Origin of the sequence: Lachnoanaerobaculum gingivalis (assembly GCF_003862475.1) — a bacterium.
Lineage (GTDB): Bacteria > Bacillota > Clostridia > Lachnospirales > Lachnospiraceae > Lachnoanaerobaculum > Lachnoanaerobaculum gingivalis.
In genome coordinates, this window is the sequence record NZ_RRCO01000008.1 from 20,595 (window position 1) to 36,927 (window position 16,333).

The 16,333-nt window shown below is 35.6% G+C and carries 14 protein-coding genes; all 14 read right to left on the reverse strand.

What is annotated here, in order from left to right; translation table 11 throughout:
• Positions 1-6: 6 nt before the first annotated feature.
• The 14 genes from EHV10_RS13895 to EHV10_RS13960 all read right to left on the reverse strand — a co-directional run bounded on the left by EHV10_RS13895 (position 7) and on the right by EHV10_RS13960 (position 16,288).
• Complete coding sequence (locus EHV10_RS13895; RefSeq protein WP_128675166.1) at positions 7-642, reverse strand: L-2-amino-thiazoline-4-carboxylic acid hydrolase; 636 nt, start codon at positions 640-642, stop codon at positions 7-9.
• 34 nt (positions 643-676) lie between these two features.
• Complete coding sequence (locus EHV10_RS13900) at positions 677-1,942, reverse strand: glycoside hydrolase family 10 protein (protein ID WP_243116153.1); 1,266 nt, start codon at positions 1,940-1,942, stop codon at positions 677-679.
• A gap of 108 nt (positions 1,943-2,050) precedes the next feature.
• Complete coding sequence (locus EHV10_RS13905) at positions 2,051-4,300, reverse strand: DNA internalization-related competence protein ComEC/Rec2 (RefSeq protein ID WP_128675168.1); 2,250 nt, start codon at positions 4,298-4,300, stop codon at positions 2,051-2,053.
• A gap of 2 nt (positions 4,301-4,302) precedes the next feature.
• Positions 4,303-5,226, reverse strand: a complete 924-nt coding sequence (locus EHV10_RS13910) for a GerMN domain-containing protein (protein ID WP_128675169.1) — start codon at positions 5,224-5,226, stop codon at positions 4,303-4,305.
• Positions 5,223-6,683, reverse strand: coding sequence for a sensor histidine kinase (locus EHV10_RS13915; RefSeq protein ID WP_128675170.1), 1,461 nt, complete (start codon positions 6,681-6,683; stop codon positions 5,223-5,225). The genes EHV10_RS13910 and EHV10_RS13915 overlap by 4 nt, the downstream gene beginning before the upstream one ends.
• A 4-nt stretch (positions 6,684-6,687) precedes the next feature.
• Positions 6,688-7,554, reverse strand: a complete 867-nt coding sequence (locus tag EHV10_RS13920; RefSeq protein WP_128675171.1) for a DegV family protein — start codon at positions 7,552-7,554, stop codon at positions 6,688-6,690.
• The gene (locus EHV10_RS13925; protein WP_007594506.1) at positions 7,554-7,721 is read right to left on the reverse strand and encodes a hypothetical protein; all 168 of its coding nucleotides are present in this window, start codon (positions 7,719-7,721) and stop codon (positions 7,554-7,556) included. The genes EHV10_RS13920 and EHV10_RS13925 overlap by 1 nt, the downstream gene beginning before the upstream one ends.
• Positions 7,718-8,698, reverse strand: a complete 981-nt coding sequence (locus tag EHV10_RS13930) for a dipeptidase (RefSeq protein ID WP_128675172.1) — start codon at positions 8,696-8,698, stop codon at positions 7,718-7,720. The genes EHV10_RS13925 and EHV10_RS13930 overlap by 4 nt, the downstream gene beginning before the upstream one ends.
• Positions 8,695-10,068, reverse strand: a complete 1,374-nt coding sequence (locus EHV10_RS13935) for an MATE family efflux transporter (protein WP_128675173.1) — start codon at positions 10,066-10,068, stop codon at positions 8,695-8,697. The genes EHV10_RS13930 and EHV10_RS13935 overlap by 4 nt, the downstream gene beginning before the upstream one ends.
• Positions 10,069-10,091: 23 nt before the next feature.
• Positions 10,092-12,113 carry a glycoside hydrolase family 13 protein gene (locus EHV10_RS13940; protein WP_128675174.1) on the reverse strand — a complete coding sequence of 674 codons (2,022 nt, stop codon included), beginning with the start codon at positions 12,111-12,113 and terminating at the stop codon, positions 10,092-10,094.
• A complete protein-coding gene (gene ftsH / locus EHV10_RS13945; RefSeq protein ID WP_034212342.1) occupies positions 12,114-13,940 on the reverse strand; it encodes an ATP-dependent zinc metalloprotease FtsH in 1,827 nt (608 codons plus the stop codon).
• A complete protein-coding gene (hpt, locus tag EHV10_RS13950; protein ID WP_128675175.1) occupies positions 13,937-14,479 on the reverse strand; it encodes a hypoxanthine phosphoribosyltransferase in 543 nt (180 codons plus the stop codon). The genes ftsH and hpt overlap by 4 nt, the downstream gene beginning before the upstream one ends.
• Before the next feature lie 2 nt (positions 14,480-14,481).
• Entirely contained in the window at positions 14,482-15,978 is a 1,497-nt protein-coding gene (gene tilS, locus EHV10_RS13955) for a tRNA lysidine(34) synthetase TilS (RefSeq protein WP_128675176.1), read from the reverse strand.
• Position 15,979: 1 nt separating this feature from the next.
• Positions 15,980-16,288 carry a septum formation initiator family protein gene (locus tag EHV10_RS13960; RefSeq protein ID WP_034212348.1) on the reverse strand — a complete coding sequence of 103 codons (309 nt, stop codon included), beginning with the start codon at positions 16,286-16,288 and terminating at the stop codon, positions 15,980-15,982.
• Between the last annotated feature and the right edge of the window lie 45 nt (positions 16,289-16,333).

The window sequence follows — 16,333 nt, forward strand, 5'->3', positions numbered from 1 at the left end:
CCCTTGTCATTTAGGATCTTTATTCTTATCACCTACAACCCAGTAGTCACATATTTTACCGCCTGATGCCAGTGTGCTTTCTCTATGTAATATTCCTCTTCCTTTCTTAAACATAAGATGGTCGATATCACAGCACATCGGTAACAGATCCGGATAACCGTTATCTCTTGCAAATTTTTCAATAGGGCATCGTGTGAAGTGATAATAAAAGCCGTCTCTGTGAAGTTCCTCATTAAAATTAAAGTCCCAAGTTTTATCCTTATACTCAGGATGTTTATCTGCCCAATCTGCCATCTTATGCATCCTGTCGGAAAACCTTTTCATATCCTTTGGATCGTTTAGATCAAATCTACTCATCGCTTTGTTAATTAATCTATTGTTTAAAAATTCAACGATTACTTCCTTAAACTCATCTACACTGAAACCACCTGCTCTGCATACAGCCATAAAAACATATGCCGAATAAATATTGCCTGACATAGGGTTACCGGAGCCTATATCCTCAGTATCCTCAATCATATGTTTGTATAAACCACGAGCCTTTTTCAAACCTTCTTCAGTCTTATCCTTACCGAATTTTTTTATCATAGGTTTTTTTAATAAAAAACTAATTAAACTAAAATATACCCCCTTATATTTCATTAGATCCCCCTTTAAACTTTTACACACCATGATTTTACTGATTTGTAAATGCTGTTTGTAAATTATTAAGTTCCAAAACAGCAGGTGCTTCTCTAAAGTTTTGATATGCAAAGATTCCAAATCCTGAAACTTCTCCGGTTTCTCTTGCCGCCTTTACCTGTCTTAGTAAAATATCATTATATCGTAGCCACTCTGAAACTGCATTGCCGTCCTTTATATCCTTTCCGGTTCTGTAAAGTCCAAGGCCTATATACAGCTTTACATTACTGTTGCTCTTTCTCTTTAAATCCACCCAGCTGTTTAAACAATTTATATATGAATGCGGTGCCAATATACCTGTTCTTGTTTTTGCTTCAAAACCATGGTATAGCTGTGGCATTATATAGTCAATATATTCATTTGACACCATCCATTTATCAATGTCTACAAAATATGATTTATCACTTCTAAGATTTGATAAAAGGGCTACAGGGCTGATTCCAAAAACCGCCTGAGGGCGAGCCTCATGTACTGCCTTGTGTACATCTTTTACAAGCATTGACACATTTTCTCTTCTCCACTGTGTAATACCTAAACTGCTTCCTGAAGCATCATATTCCGCCTTGTCAAAACTCTTTGCCGGATCACCGTCATTTAATGAAGGATAAAAATAATCATCAAACTGTATACCGTCAACCGCATAGTTTTTGCAAATTTCACTGATTGAATTCACAAGATAGCTTCTAACCTCCGCACTTGAAGGATTCAGATAATAACTGCCGTCATGTAATAATACATTTCTCTGTTTTGAAGGATCTCCCATCCACTGCTTCACTATCGAATTATCCGGTATATTTTTCATCATAGAATTGGTAACTCTGTAAGGGTTTACCCAAGCATGGAATGAAAGTCCCTGTTTGTGAGCACTTTCAATCATATACTCTAAAGGGTCAAAACTCGGAGCCGAATCTTTTGTGACCATAAACTTTGACAATGGGAAAGATTTTAATTTCTGACCATAACTGTCCGAATGACTGTGCACATGACAAAATATAGCATTCATTCCACGATTTTTTATATCCGCCATAACTTGATCTGCACGTTTCTTAAATGCTTCAACATCTGACGGCATCTCACTCCAATCAATATATGAAAACCATACTCCTCTAAGTTCTTTTTGCTCTGTAACTATACTTTTAACCTCACTGTTTCTCTTTACAGGTGTAACCGCCGCATAAACTTGCAGAGATGCCAAAGTATTTATTACCAACAATATAGCTATAAGTTTACCGATCAGTCTACTAAACCACGTTCTCTTCATCTTCATCTCGCTCTCTATTTTTTCAATATAATAAAATTACTTAATATCATACTATAGCTAAGATAAAAAACCAATATCAACTTCCTTAAAGACTGATTACAAATACTTTTATCTAAGTTTCACTTCTATAGCACCCATTTTTGAAGTTTCAAATATAATACAACCGTTTTCTTTTAATGTCTCTATTGTTTCGGGGCTTGGATGTCCGTAGTGATTATTTTTTCCACAGGATATAACGGCATACTCAGGGCTTACATTTTCTATAAAAGCTTTCAGTGAAGAATTCTTTGAACCGTGATGAGCCACCTTTAATATATCCACTTTCCCTATATCAAAATAATTTAATATGCTCTCCTCACTGCTCTTTCCTATATCCCCTGTAAATAAGAGTCTTTTCCCATAAGTCTCTATAACAAATGTCTGACTTTGCTCATTCACATTTTCCTTATCCGATGTATCAGGCCATAGACAGTCTATCTTTAAATTTTTTCTTTCAAAACAATCACCCATACTCAAATATCTTATATTGCATCCGGCCTTCACCGCCTTTTCCTTTAGTTTATCATATGACTTATCTTTCATTGCCTGATACGGAAGAAAAATGTTCTCAATTTTTATATCTGTATCAAGTAAATACAGTATTCCGCTTATATGGTCAATATCTGAATGTGTAATAAAGCTCATCTCAATATCATCCACTCCCTTATATAAAAGAAAAGGCTCCATACTGTATTCACCCAAAGAAGGCTTTGATGTGCTGCCTCCATCTATCAATATATCCAAATCGTCAATATGCATATAAATGCCGTCACCCTGTCCCACATCAAGATACACAACACTCTCAGTTTTTAAAAAAGGATATAAAATAAGAACAGTAAACAAAGAAAGTAAAAGATATATTTTTCTACAACTTAATACAGATATTGCAATTATACCGAGCAGTAAAATATAATAAATAAATATCTGCCACAGCTTCGGCCTGCCAAATACAATATAATGATAAGGTAAATACTTTGTAATAATACACAGAAAATCATAGAATCTTAAAATAGCGACGGTAAATACACTTATATATTTATATAAAATCAATCTTAATATATTTAAAACCAAAGAAAGCATAGAAGAATAAAGTACAAAACTCATAAGTGGTATAACTAAAATATTAATTAAGAAAGCATATAATGGGAATGTATAAAAATAATACAATGTAACCGGTAAGGTCAAAAGCTGAACTCCGATACTTACGACAAGAATTTTAAATACTCTATAACTACAGGAGGATTTGTCCTTCTTTTCCATAGGCTTAAATCTTTTTATAATAAATGCAATAGGTCCTCCAAGGCTCAAAACCGCCGAAAAAGAGAGTTGAAAACTTAATCCGAAAGGCTCAAACGGTGAAATAAGGCTTATGGTTACCGCACTGATACTAAGTGCGGATATAATACAATAACTTCTTCCTATTACCTCGGCAATAAAGTAAAGTATAAGCATAGTACTTGCTCTTACAATACTCACACTATCACCTACCAATAATCCGTAAAACACCAAAAATACACTTGCAAGACTTGCTGAAAGTAAAAAACTTCTTTGCAGTATTTTTCTTAGAAGTTTGTAAAGGCCTATACCGAACAATGAAACATGAAGACCTGAAATAGCAAGTATATGGGCTATTCCGCTTCTTTGATACAGTTTATAAGTACCTTTATCAAGTTCTCCCCTCATTCCAAGTATGACAGCTTTTATAAATCCGGCTCTGTCAGACTCAAAAGTCTCATCTATTTTTGTATTAAGGTATTGTCTTAATGAAAAGAAAAACTCACCTATATTATCATAGCTTTTATCAACCACCCTATAGTCACTCACCGACATTTTTACATATATGCCCTTGGTTTTATAATAACTTTTTGCATCAAACTCACCGGGGTTGGTCCCTTTGCTTATCTCTTCAAGCCTCCCTTCAAACTCCACCTTATTTCCAATGTGAATGTCATTTAAAAAGATTTCATCTTTTAGATAGTAGATTACTCCTTCACAGATAATCATTACATTATCATCTTTGAAGATAATATTTTTTACTCTTCCACATAATGAAGTGTTTTTTTCATCGTTATCCACATCAGCTATAAAGTTATTCATATATCGGATTTCATATTTGATTCTTAGAATAAAGATACTGCATATTAGAAAAAATATCAGAAAGTAAATTAATTTGAATTTTATAATTTTTTTGAATTTCAGAATAATTAAGACCGCAGCCGCGATGGGAATTCCCACCGCGAGCCTATATATACCGAAATAATACCCTAAAAGCTCTCCAAGCAAACAGGCCGTTACTATAAGTACACATGGTCTTTTCATTTTTAATCCTCTTTTAGATAATCAAGATTTCTCTCCACAGAAGTTCCCAAAGAGATTGTATTGTATTTTTTATCGGATTTTCCGTTTACAAGTATCTGCACTCTGCTTATATTCGGCAATTCGGAAAGTGAATCCACTATTGAGTATATTGTTATACTGTCAAGAACATCCGGTATTGCATTGAGGAAGGCCTCATCAAAATTCACATAACAGATACCCTCATTCATTGTAACACTTACTACCTTTGTGTCACTTGGTATAGTAGCCTTCAAACCGGCTGTTTCAGGTCCTTTTATAAGTTCATCAACAATGATTCGCTCTTTTGATGTATTGATATCATAAAACACATCTCTTGCCTCCGGCACCAGCTTTGTCCCTGATTCATCTGCAAAGTAAAGCATAAGTGTGGCTTTTTCAAAGCTGTTTATATTTGAAACATTATTTATAAAGTTGTTGTCACTTATAAGTCCTACATTTTCTCCCAAGGCGTTTACAAGAGGCTGGTCTCCAGAACGAATACTTATGTACTCTATTCCCTCTATCTGTGTAAATGTCTTTGCCAAAGCTGCCCTTGCAAGTATTTCTCTGGTAACATCCATTCCCTGATAGTTTGTATCGAAGTTTAAATACAAAATATTTCCATCTATATCAAATCCCTGATATGTAACCTTGTCAGGTAAAGCACCCACCGCCTCCAAATCATCCGGCACCTTTAAAAAATGTGTCATAAGTTCTTTTATCAGTCCGTTTGTATCGCTCTTACCTGAAGCTGCGGTGTATCGGCTCTCCACCAGGGTATTAATATTTGTATTTAAATAATAAATATTGTATTCATTTTCCGCTAAAGGCTGTATCTCCTTTTTCTTACAGGATACAAGAGTTATAGAAAGTAGAACCATTACTATAATCACAAATTTGTTTCTCACTTCTTATCCCTCCTTTTTACATGATTTAGAGGAATTCTGACTGTAAACGTGGTTCCCTCACCCTCTTTACCGGAAACTTTTATAATACCGTCATGTAAATGAACTACATTCCTTGTGATAGCAAGTCCCAAACCGGTACCTCCCGTCTGCCTGGACCTTGCCTTATCTATACGATAAAATCTTTCAAAGATAAGATCTCTATACTCAGGGGCTATTCCGTCTCCCGAGTCTTTTACCTTTATATAGAAAAACTTGTGATCCGCGTCAATACTTACCTTTACAAAACCGCCATCCTTATTATATTTGATTGCATTTTCTATAAGATTATTTATGGCCAATGACAACTTGGTTTCATCCACATCGGCACTTACATCTCTGATGGTCTCAAAAGTCATTTCTATATCACGCTTTTGTGCTATAGGTCTCAGTCTTTTCAAGATTTGTTTTATAAGCTGATTTATATCAACCTGCTCGGTTACCAAAGTGTTGGCTGACTTATCAAGCTTCACCAAAGAGAGAAGATCGTCTATTATCTTTGCCTCTCTGTCTATCTCATCTGAAATATCTTGCATAAACTCCGCATACATCTCATTCGGTACATTTTCCATACTCATTAAAGAATCTGCCAATACTCTTATAGATGTAATAGGTGTCTTTAACTCATGAGACACATTGGCCACAAACTCATCTCTGGATTTATCTGCATCCTGTAGCTTTGCAAGAGTAGTATTGATATTCTCGGAAATAGATTTGGTCAACTGATATTCATTGTGTTCTATCTTTTGATCAAGCTTTCCATAACCTATGCTTGATATGTCATCTCTTAAATTTATAAGCGGTCTTAACAGTCTTCCACCTATGATAACGGAAAGCACAAATACTATTGCTGTAAGAGTTATATATAAAAACCTCTCGGTATTTCCAACACCTTCGGCTACTGAGACCAGATTCTCTGTAGACGCAATAAACATTAAGACTCCGTCTATATTCTGATTATCAATATTCTCATATATCGGCATTGTTTGCAAAATATATGATTTGGTCTTATTGTATATATTTGTATTGTTTCCGTTGAATGTTTCTATTATTTCCGGAGAGATATTTATCTTACCTGTTGCCAGATTAAAAGTATCTTCAATAGTTGTATAGGATTTATCTATTATAACTATTCTACCGTTATATATATCCGCCACTGTATCTATCTCGGATCTTATAACCTCTCTGTTATCGGAATTTTTCAAAAAATTTCCTCTTGTGAGCTTATTGCTGAGCATAAGACATTTTGTCTGCAACTCTATTTTTCTGGCATCAACTCTTGAGGTGAAATTTGTACGACTTACAATTCCTCCATATATAAATATAGGTAAGACACCGAAAAGTAAAAATACTACAGACAAAAGCACTCTCAAATTTATAGGAGGCAGTTTAAATTTCGTTTTTTTCTTTTCAACATCCATAATCTTACTTATTACTTGACTTCCTTGCTGCAGCAATAGCTACTGTTCCCGGTCCGATATGTGTTGCCACCGAAAGTGAGAGATTAACTATATCCACTTTTCCAAAAACAGGCTCAAGCTCTGTTGCAAATTCATTCGCAAAATCAAGCGCATCGTACTGTGCTATCATTACTCTGGAATTTTTAGCATCCGGATCATCAAGTCTCTCTGCAAGATCCTTTTTTAACGCTTCAAGCATTATCTGCTTTGCCTGTTTAAATGTTCTGGCTTTTCCATAAGCATCAATCTTTGATTCATGAATTTGAAGTACAGGCTTTATCTTTAGCAATGAAGCAAGAGCGGCCGCCATAGGTGTGATTCTTCCGCCCTTTTTAAGATATTTCAAATCACTTACCATCAAATAGATTCCCGACTTGCCCGCATCGGCTTCAAGCTTTTCCTTTATCTTTTCAGGTGACATGCCCTCTTTAAGCATCTCTATTGCATCCAAACCGGCACTTATCTGTGTGATTGATATTCTCTTATTATCAACTACAAATACCTTTCCGAAGAACTCGTCCTCATTTGAAAGCATTATTGCAGTATCACATGAACCGGAAAGCCCTGATGTCATAGGTATATGTATTATTGAATCATACTCCTTTAAAAGTTCAGCCCACAGATTCATCACCTCTTCAGGTGACGGCTGTGATGTCACTATATCGGCACCGTTCTTTTGTAATCTTAAAAACTCATCATATGTAATATCCTTACCGTCCAGATATTCTTTTCCGTCTATCATAAACGGCATAGGCAAAATATACATTCCAAGCTCTCTTGCCTCTTCCTTTGTCAAACCACTGTTACTATCCAATACAACCGCTGTACTCATTAGCCTCTATCCTTACCCTTTGCTATTTCATCAATTACATTGTTTTTAATCATATCATCTATGATATCATTTCCGCTTTTTTCTTCATCTTCTTCCATCTTTGCATGAAGTACATAGACTGCACATACAAAGACAAGTATCAAGATGAGCACTGCTATTCTGATCATTTAACCACTTCCTTTATAATTCTGAGTGCATTTTTATATGTTATATTTTCAATAAGACTTGCGCTAAAGCCTTCCCTCTCCATCGCATCTGTCAGACGTCCCATTCCCCCGGCATCCTTCCATTCTAAAACATCACTGAATCCGTCATAGTCTGAGCCTAAAGCTACAAACTCGCTTCCTCCAACATTTACCATATATTTCAGCATATCTATAGTATCGTCTATATAAGCTTTTCTTTCTCTGTTTGAAAAATTCTTCGATAAGAACTCAGGATAAAAGTTAAGACCCGAAATGCATCCTTTATTTGCCATCTTCTTTATCATATCATTAGTCAAATTTCTTGGATGATTGCATATGGTTCTGGCATTTGAATGACTGGCAACAAAAGGCTTCTTTGCAATATCAATTATATCATAAATTCCCGCATCCGAAAGATGTGAAACATCAACTATTATTCCCAACTCTTCCATTTTTTCCACAACTTCAAATCCGAAAGGTTTAAGACCGTTTTCTTTATCCGGAATATATCCTACACATTCACCGTTTTCTATAATTCGTTTATTGCCAAAGCCTATGCAGTTTTCAAAATTCCAGGTAAGAGTTATCATCCTTACACCTCTGTTGTAGAAGTGTATAAGATTTTCTATACTGCCCTCTATCGCCTCACCCTCTTCTATTGTGAGGAATGCCGATATCTTATTGCTGTCTTTATTTTTTTGAATATCACTGTAGCTTTTTGCAAAAGCAATATCAGATGAATTTTTCTCTATTTCGTCTTCATACAAATCAATCAGTTCATTTACATATTTATATGGTGAGTCCACCTCTTTTAAATATGTAAACATAGCAAAGCATTGTAAAAGTACATCTGATTTTTTCAGCTTGTTTATATCAATCATTAAATCATTCTCTTTTAGACTTATACCCTTATTTTTATATATTTCACTGATTGTATCACAATGTAAATCAACTGTCATGTTTCCCCTTTTTTCAAATCCTTATGCCACCATTTTCCTGATATAAATCTATATGCAAAATTTGACGATCGAAATACCCAGTCTATAATCATTGCACACCATACACCTATCGCTCCTATATGAAAAACATTGGCTATAAAAAGTGATGTTGCAAATCTGAATACCGCCATTGAAAACAGGCTTACTGTCATTGTAAACTTCACATCATTTCCTGCTCTTAGTGCATTTGGAAGTATAAAGCTTAAAGGCCATAAGAATACCGCCATTCCCATATGTATCCATACCAATACAGCAGTCAACTCCTTTGTGGCATCAGATACATTATATATGGAAATAAATACATTTTGAAATCCCAATATAAATATAGTAGGAATTATAATGACCACATATCCTATAAACATCAGTTTTTTCACATAGTATTTGGCCTCTTTATAGTTTCCTGCGCCCACACATCTTCCTATGACCGTAATCATGGCAATACTGATTGCATTGCCCATGTTTACACCAAGTCCGTCAAGATTATTGGCTATAGCATTAGCAGCTATCTCCACTCTTCCGAAATTTGAAATAATTGAAACTACAGCAACTCTTCCGACCTGAAACAATGAGTTTTCAATTCCTGAAGGTATTCCTATATAAAGTATCCTTCTCATATAGTCCATTCTCAGTCTGAATACCTCTTCTATCTTCAAATAAACTATAGCATTTTTATTTCTTGATGCAAGTATTGTTATAGCAATAGCGGCTACACCTCTTGAGATAACACTTGGTATAGCCACACCGGCCACTCCCATATGTAATACAAAGATTCCAACACTGTTTCCGACCACATTTATTATATTCATAAGTATGCTGACTTTCATTGAAGTCTTTGAATCTCCTATACTTCTGTATATAGCCGCACCTGAATTATATATTGCCAGCATAGGAAAACTTATTGCGGTTATTGTCAAATACTGTTTGCTTGCCTCAAACACCTCGTTATCTATATTACCGAAAAGTATTGATATAAGAGGATGAGCAAATATTATAACAATTATGGAAATAATCACGGAAACAGAAAATGTCATAATCTCAAGCTGAGCCGCCGCCCTGCATGCATCATCGTTTTTCCTTGCACCTATAAACTGACTGATTACTACGGCACCACCGGTTGCAAGTGCAGCCAGCAAAGATATAAGCACATTATTTACCATATCAACAAGCGACACTCCGGATACTGCCGCTTCACCTGCAAAGCTTACCATAACGGTATCCGACATTCCTACAGCTATGGCCAGAAACTGCTCGATAATCAGCGGAACTATAAGTAGTTTCAAATCAGTATTACTGAATAATTTTCCGGCATATTTTTTATTATCCTGTTCCATATATTCTCCATATAACTGCCGCTTTATAAGTTCTCACTCACCAGTAAATATCCCGAATGTGGTTCTATCTCCATGCTCACATGGCCGTTATCATTAAAATATGTTACTATTCCTACATTGTAACCTGTAGTATTTGTATATATTACTCTGCTTATAGCCGCATTATCTCTCATGCCTGTGAGATAGAGCGGAATATCTATTTTCTTTTTTTCTCTTCCGGTATGAATTATAATTACAGATACATTATCTTTTAAAACTCTGGCATAACCTACTATACCGTCTTTTGAAATAAGTTTTATCAAAGATCCATGTTTTAACTCTTTTCTTATTCTATGCCATCTGTTCATATATCTGTGATACTCTAAAAGTTCAAGATTTTCATTTCCCCATGGATACGTTCTCCTGCTGTCCGGATCTGTAAAACCGCATACTCCGACCTCATCGCCGTAGTATACTGTAGGTGCACCCGGCAGAGTTAGCTGCATCATTATGGCCTGTCTCATAATCTCAAGCTTTACACCTGAACTTGCATCCTCTGATTTATGAGTATTTATTCTTCCTACAATACCGTTTGTCCTTGTTAAGAATCTGGAATGATCATGATTTGAAAGCTGAATCATGGATACAAGTGCTACATCATAATGCATCTTTCCAAGTGCATTCTTTAACATCATAAAGAACACATCCGCATTTCCCTTAAGGCTCATATCCTCTCTGTCCGAATGTTTCTCCAAGCCTGTCAAAAACCAGCTCACCGGCTCCATAAAGCCGTCATAGTTCATTACTCCGTCCCAACACTTGCCGTCCAGCCAAAAGCTCGGATCTCCGTAATGCTCGGCAAGAATAATTGCATCCTTGTTTACGGATTTTACCGCTTCTCTGAACATTGTCCAAAACTTATGGTTAAACTCTTTTGTATAACCAAGATCTGCCGCTACATCAAGTCTCCAACCGTCCACATTAAAAGGTGGTGATATCCATTTCTTTGCAATTCTAAGTATCTCATCAACCAGCTTTTGACTGTTTTCATAGTAGAGCTTCGGCAAAGTATCATGTCCCCACCAGCCGTCATACTCTGTTCCGATAAAGTTAAAATATGATCTGAACTCACTTTCTTTTGACCAATATGCACCTATCGGATACTCTTCATCTGCTCTTTTATAGATTCCTTCTTTATCCATCCACTTATTAAAAGATCCGCAGTGATTAAATACTCCGTCTATAATCACTTTGATATTTCTCTTATGAGCTTCATTTACAAGTTTTACAAATACTTCATTACTTGCTTCAAGATTTTTTTTACTTGTAACTCTTTTTACATACTTTGTAGCATTTTTATTGTCACTGTCAAACTCTCCCAGAACTCCGTCCGTGTCCTCCACAATTTTTCCAATATGTGGATCGATATAGTCATAGTCCTGCGTATCATATTTGTGATTTGAAGGTGATACAAAGAGAGGGTTAAAGTATATCACCTCAACCCCAAAGTCCTTTAAGTAGTCCAGTTTTTGTAAAACGCCCTCCAAGTCTCCGCCATAAAAATATCCCACATCAAAATTTGAAGGATATTCATTCCAATTTTCCTTATGTTTTACAGGTAAACCTATATATATGTATTCATCATCCACAACATCATTTGTTTCGTCTCCACGATTGAATCTGTCGATGAAGATTTGATACATCAAAGCCCCCTTTGCCCAATCAGGCAAAGAGAAATCTTTATTATATTCAAACAATGTGTCTTCTTTTAAATAATCCGTAACTCCGAATCTCGTATAAAAGAGAGTTCTTCCACCCTCATTTATTTTAAAATAATATTTAAAATAATTTACATCATTCAAATCAGCGTAGTAATAATCAAAGTATTCACTTGAACGAAGCTTTTCCATCTTTGATTCACTGCCGTCAAAATGATTTACCAGAAAAATCTCCGGCTTATCCTCCTTAAAAACCCTTATCTGTATTCTTATTTCCTGTCTATTTTTAAGGCTTTGTAATGATATATAATCTATCGTTTCATCACTAAAAATACCTTCAATATTCATTTAAAATAACGCCTCAAATTCTTCAAAACCTATCTTTTCTTTCTCTATAAGAAGCTTTGCACATGACTCAAGCACATACTTTCTATTCAATATTATCTCTTTCGCCTTTTTGTAGCAGTCATTGATAATATTTCTGACTTCCTCATCAATCATACTTGCAGTCTCTTCGCTGTATCCCTTTGTCTGGCCGAAGTCTCTTCCTATAAAAATTTCATCACCTTCATTGCCGTAATTTACAAGCCCGGCTCTCTCGTTCATACCGAACTCCATCACCATTGCCTTTGCAACCTTTGTCGCCTGCTTTATATCTGAACTTGCACCTGTCGTAATATCACCGAAGATGATTTCTTCCGCTATTCTTCCTCCAAGACTTACCATTATATCCTTTAACATCTTGGATTTTGTATTAAACATCTGATCCTCACCCGGCAAAGGCATTGTATATCCTGCAGCACTTACACCTGTAGGTATAATGGAAATAGTATGTACCGGTCCTACTCCTTCAAGTTCTCTGAAAAGTATAGCATGTCCGGCTTCATGATATGCTGTAATTGCCTTTTCCTTTTCACTTACTACTCTTGATTTCTTCTCCGTACCTATTCCGACTTTTATAAACGCTCTGTTTATATCATCTGCACAAATATAAGCCTTTCCTTCCCTTGCGGAAAGTATTGCCGATTCATTCATAAGATTTTCAAGGTCCGCACCTGTAAACCCTGAAGTCTGTCTCGCCACTGAATGTAAGTCTACATCATCACCTAAAGGCTTTGATGAAGCATGTATCTTCAATATTGCTTCTCTTGCCGCCACATCAGGTCTGCCTACTGCAACTTTTCTGTCAAATCTTCCCGGTCGAAGGAGTGCCGGATCCAAAATATCAACACGGTTTGTAGCCGCCATTACTATTATACCTTGATTTCCTCCAAAGCCGTCCATCTCCACAAGAAGCTGATTTAGAGTCTGCTCTCTCTCATCGTGACTTCCGCCAAGTCCTGAGCCTCTTCTTCTGCCGACCGCATCAATCTCATCAATAAAGATAATACATGGAGCGTTTTTCTTGGCATCCTCAAAAAGATCTCTGACTCTGCTTGCACCGACACCCACAAACATCTCCACAAAATCGGAACCTGATATTGTAAAGAAAGGTACTCCGGCTTCGCCTGCTACCGCCTTGGCTAAAAGAGTTTTTCCGGTTCCCGGAGGTCCAACCAATATAATTCCTTTAGGAATTCTGGCACCAAGCCTTGTGTACTTACCGGGGTCCTTTAAAAAGTCTACAACTTCAGCCAGTTCTTCCTTCTCTTCTTCAAGTCCTGCAACCTTTGAAAAGTTTATATTTGCCGTCTTTACGATTCTGGCTCTGCTCTTTCCGAAATTCATCATCTTATTGTTGCCGCCACCGCCGCCTGCCGCAATCTTTCCGTTCATATACATAACGAAAAACATTACCATAGCGACCGCAAGTAATACCGGCAATATGGTATTTGTAAATACGCTCTCTCTCGGAACATCATCTAAGATATATGTTATATTCTTAGATTCCATTTTTTTGATGAACTCATTTACATCAGATATAAAATAATGTACTTCCGATTTCCCGTACTTCTCCTGATTCTTGAAGTAAATTATAGCCTCACCTGTAGGGGTTTGTGAATTCTGTCTTATCTCGATCAGTCCGATATTATTTTCTTCAATTACGCTGTTAAACTCAGCAGAGTTAAGTTTTGTAATACTAAGCTGATTTCCCATGTTAAATATCAGCCATACTATAAGTGCCACAACAAACAGTAAGAAAAACATTCTTACCGGATTATCCGTTTTTTTCATTTTTCTCCAATCTGGTCAGAAAGCTCCATAACCCCGATGTATGGAAGATTTCTATATCTCTGGTCGTAATCAAGTCCGTATCCCACCACAAACTTGTCCTCTATTTCAAAGCAAACATAGTCTACATTAACATCCTTTTCTCTTCTGGAAGGCTTGTCTAAAAGAGTACAAAGCCTTATTGACTTCGGTCCTCTCTTTTCCAATATATCAAGAAGATATGACAAAGTATTACCCGAATCAATGATATCTTCTACCACAAGTACATCCTTACCCGCTATACTGTCGTCCAGATCCTTTATTATCTTTACAACACCTGAGCTTGTAGTTTCAGCACCGTAGCTTGAAACACTCATGAAATCAAGTCTTACATTCAAATCAAGTCTCTTGGCAAGGTCACACATAAACATTACTCCACCCTTTAACACACATATAAGTATCAAGTCTTTGCCCTTGTAATCAGCATTGATTCTTCCTGCAATCTCCAGAATCCTTTTACTTATCTCCTCTTCCGATATCAGTACTTCAACCTTTTCTTTCATCTTTATCTCCTACTTACTTCTATTTTTAAAATATTTTTTGTGTTTTCATCTATTCTGTAGAGTTCTCCCGTTCTGTCAAGCCCGGCTTCCTCTCCGAAAATATTGCTCTCTCTAAATATCCAAAGTATATCAAAGCCAATCGCAACAACTACATATTCCCCTCTGATATTTAAAGGTATCTTATCATCCGTGAAAAGTTTTTTGACAGCCTTTCTACCGGATTTTATATGTATAAAATCTCCGCTTTCACATCCTCTGATTACAATATTTTCCTGTATAATTTTTATCATATCATCTTTATTAATAATACTGTTTATACATATAGATTTTCTATTATATTTTACTATATTTTCAAGGACTTTGTCAAAATCAAGCCACCTGACATTACCGGCTTTCGGAATATCCTTAATATTGAAATTATCCAAAATATTGTAGTTTATTTCAGGTAATACATATTTATCATTATCCGTATCTTTTTTATCTTCATTTACAAATCTTATGTTTTCATATTCATTGTATACTTTTATTCCGTATTTTAAATCAAGTTTTTTTCCGTTTTCCGATTTTGCCAGGTTCCATATATCCTCTATATGCACCATACCGATATCTTTTATTCCAAGTTCTTTACTCTTTAATACCTTTCTTAAAGTATACCTGATAATATATGTACTTATAATATGAGGCTCATTAAGTAAGGCCTCTTTGTCTAATAAAAATTCATCTTTACCTTTGATTTTTAAATTCTTTTCACAAAATTTTATAGCTGAATTTTCAAAAAACTCATCGGCCTCAGCCGCAATTTTAGAGGACTTATAAAAATTATTGATCACATTACCGTTAACATTTTTTTCTAGTATCGGAAAGACCTCATTCCTTAAAATATTTCTTGTATAATCATTTTTCAGATTTGTACTGTCCGTCATATAATCTATACTGTTTCTTTTAAGATAGTCCTCTATTTCATCCCTTGAAAATGCCAGTAAAGGTCTTATAATATTTTTATTTCTTACCAAAATACCCTTTAACCCCGATATGCCGCTACCCCTTGACAGATTGTGAAGTATGGTCTCAGCATTGTCATTTTTATTATGAGCCACTGCAACTTTGATTTTGTTAAAATCCAAGTTCTCCTTTATTGCTATATCTTTCGATACACTTTCAAACGACTCATATCTCATCTTTCTTCCGGCTTCTTCTTCACTTAGTTTAAGATCTTTTGCAATCCTCGGTATGTCATAGTGAAAGCTGAAAAAACAAATATCAAGTTTTTCACAAAATTTCTTTACATAATTTTCATCACGACTTGCCTCTTCACCTCTTATACCATGATTTATATGTACGACAAAAAGCCTTATTTCTAAGGCTTTTTGTATACGACTCAATGTATGCAACAGGCATATGGAATCCGCACCTCCACTTACACCAAGTACTATTCTATCTTTTTTTTCGATCAGATTATTATCCTCTATGAAATGACTAAACGTATCTATATCTAACATATTATTTTTCTGCCTTTATAGCAATTTCATCAGGAAAAACAAGTCCCAGTTTTTCTCTTGCCATTTCTATTATATAACTGTCGGTTTGAACATATTTTCTTTGTTCTTCAAGTTTCTTTGATCTTTCGTCTTCACTCTCAAGTTCTTCAATTACTTTTTGATTGTAGGACTCTCTTTTTGCCAATTCCTGCTTTATACTGTTTACCTTTACTCCTAGAATAATCGCTACAGATAAAACTACTCCGGTGACAAAAATTATCGCAAATTTATTTTCCGATATTGCGCCGGCTTTCTTTCTTTTTCTCGCCATAAAAACACTCCTTTTAAATTCCGGTGTCGGCTTTATTTAAAAACT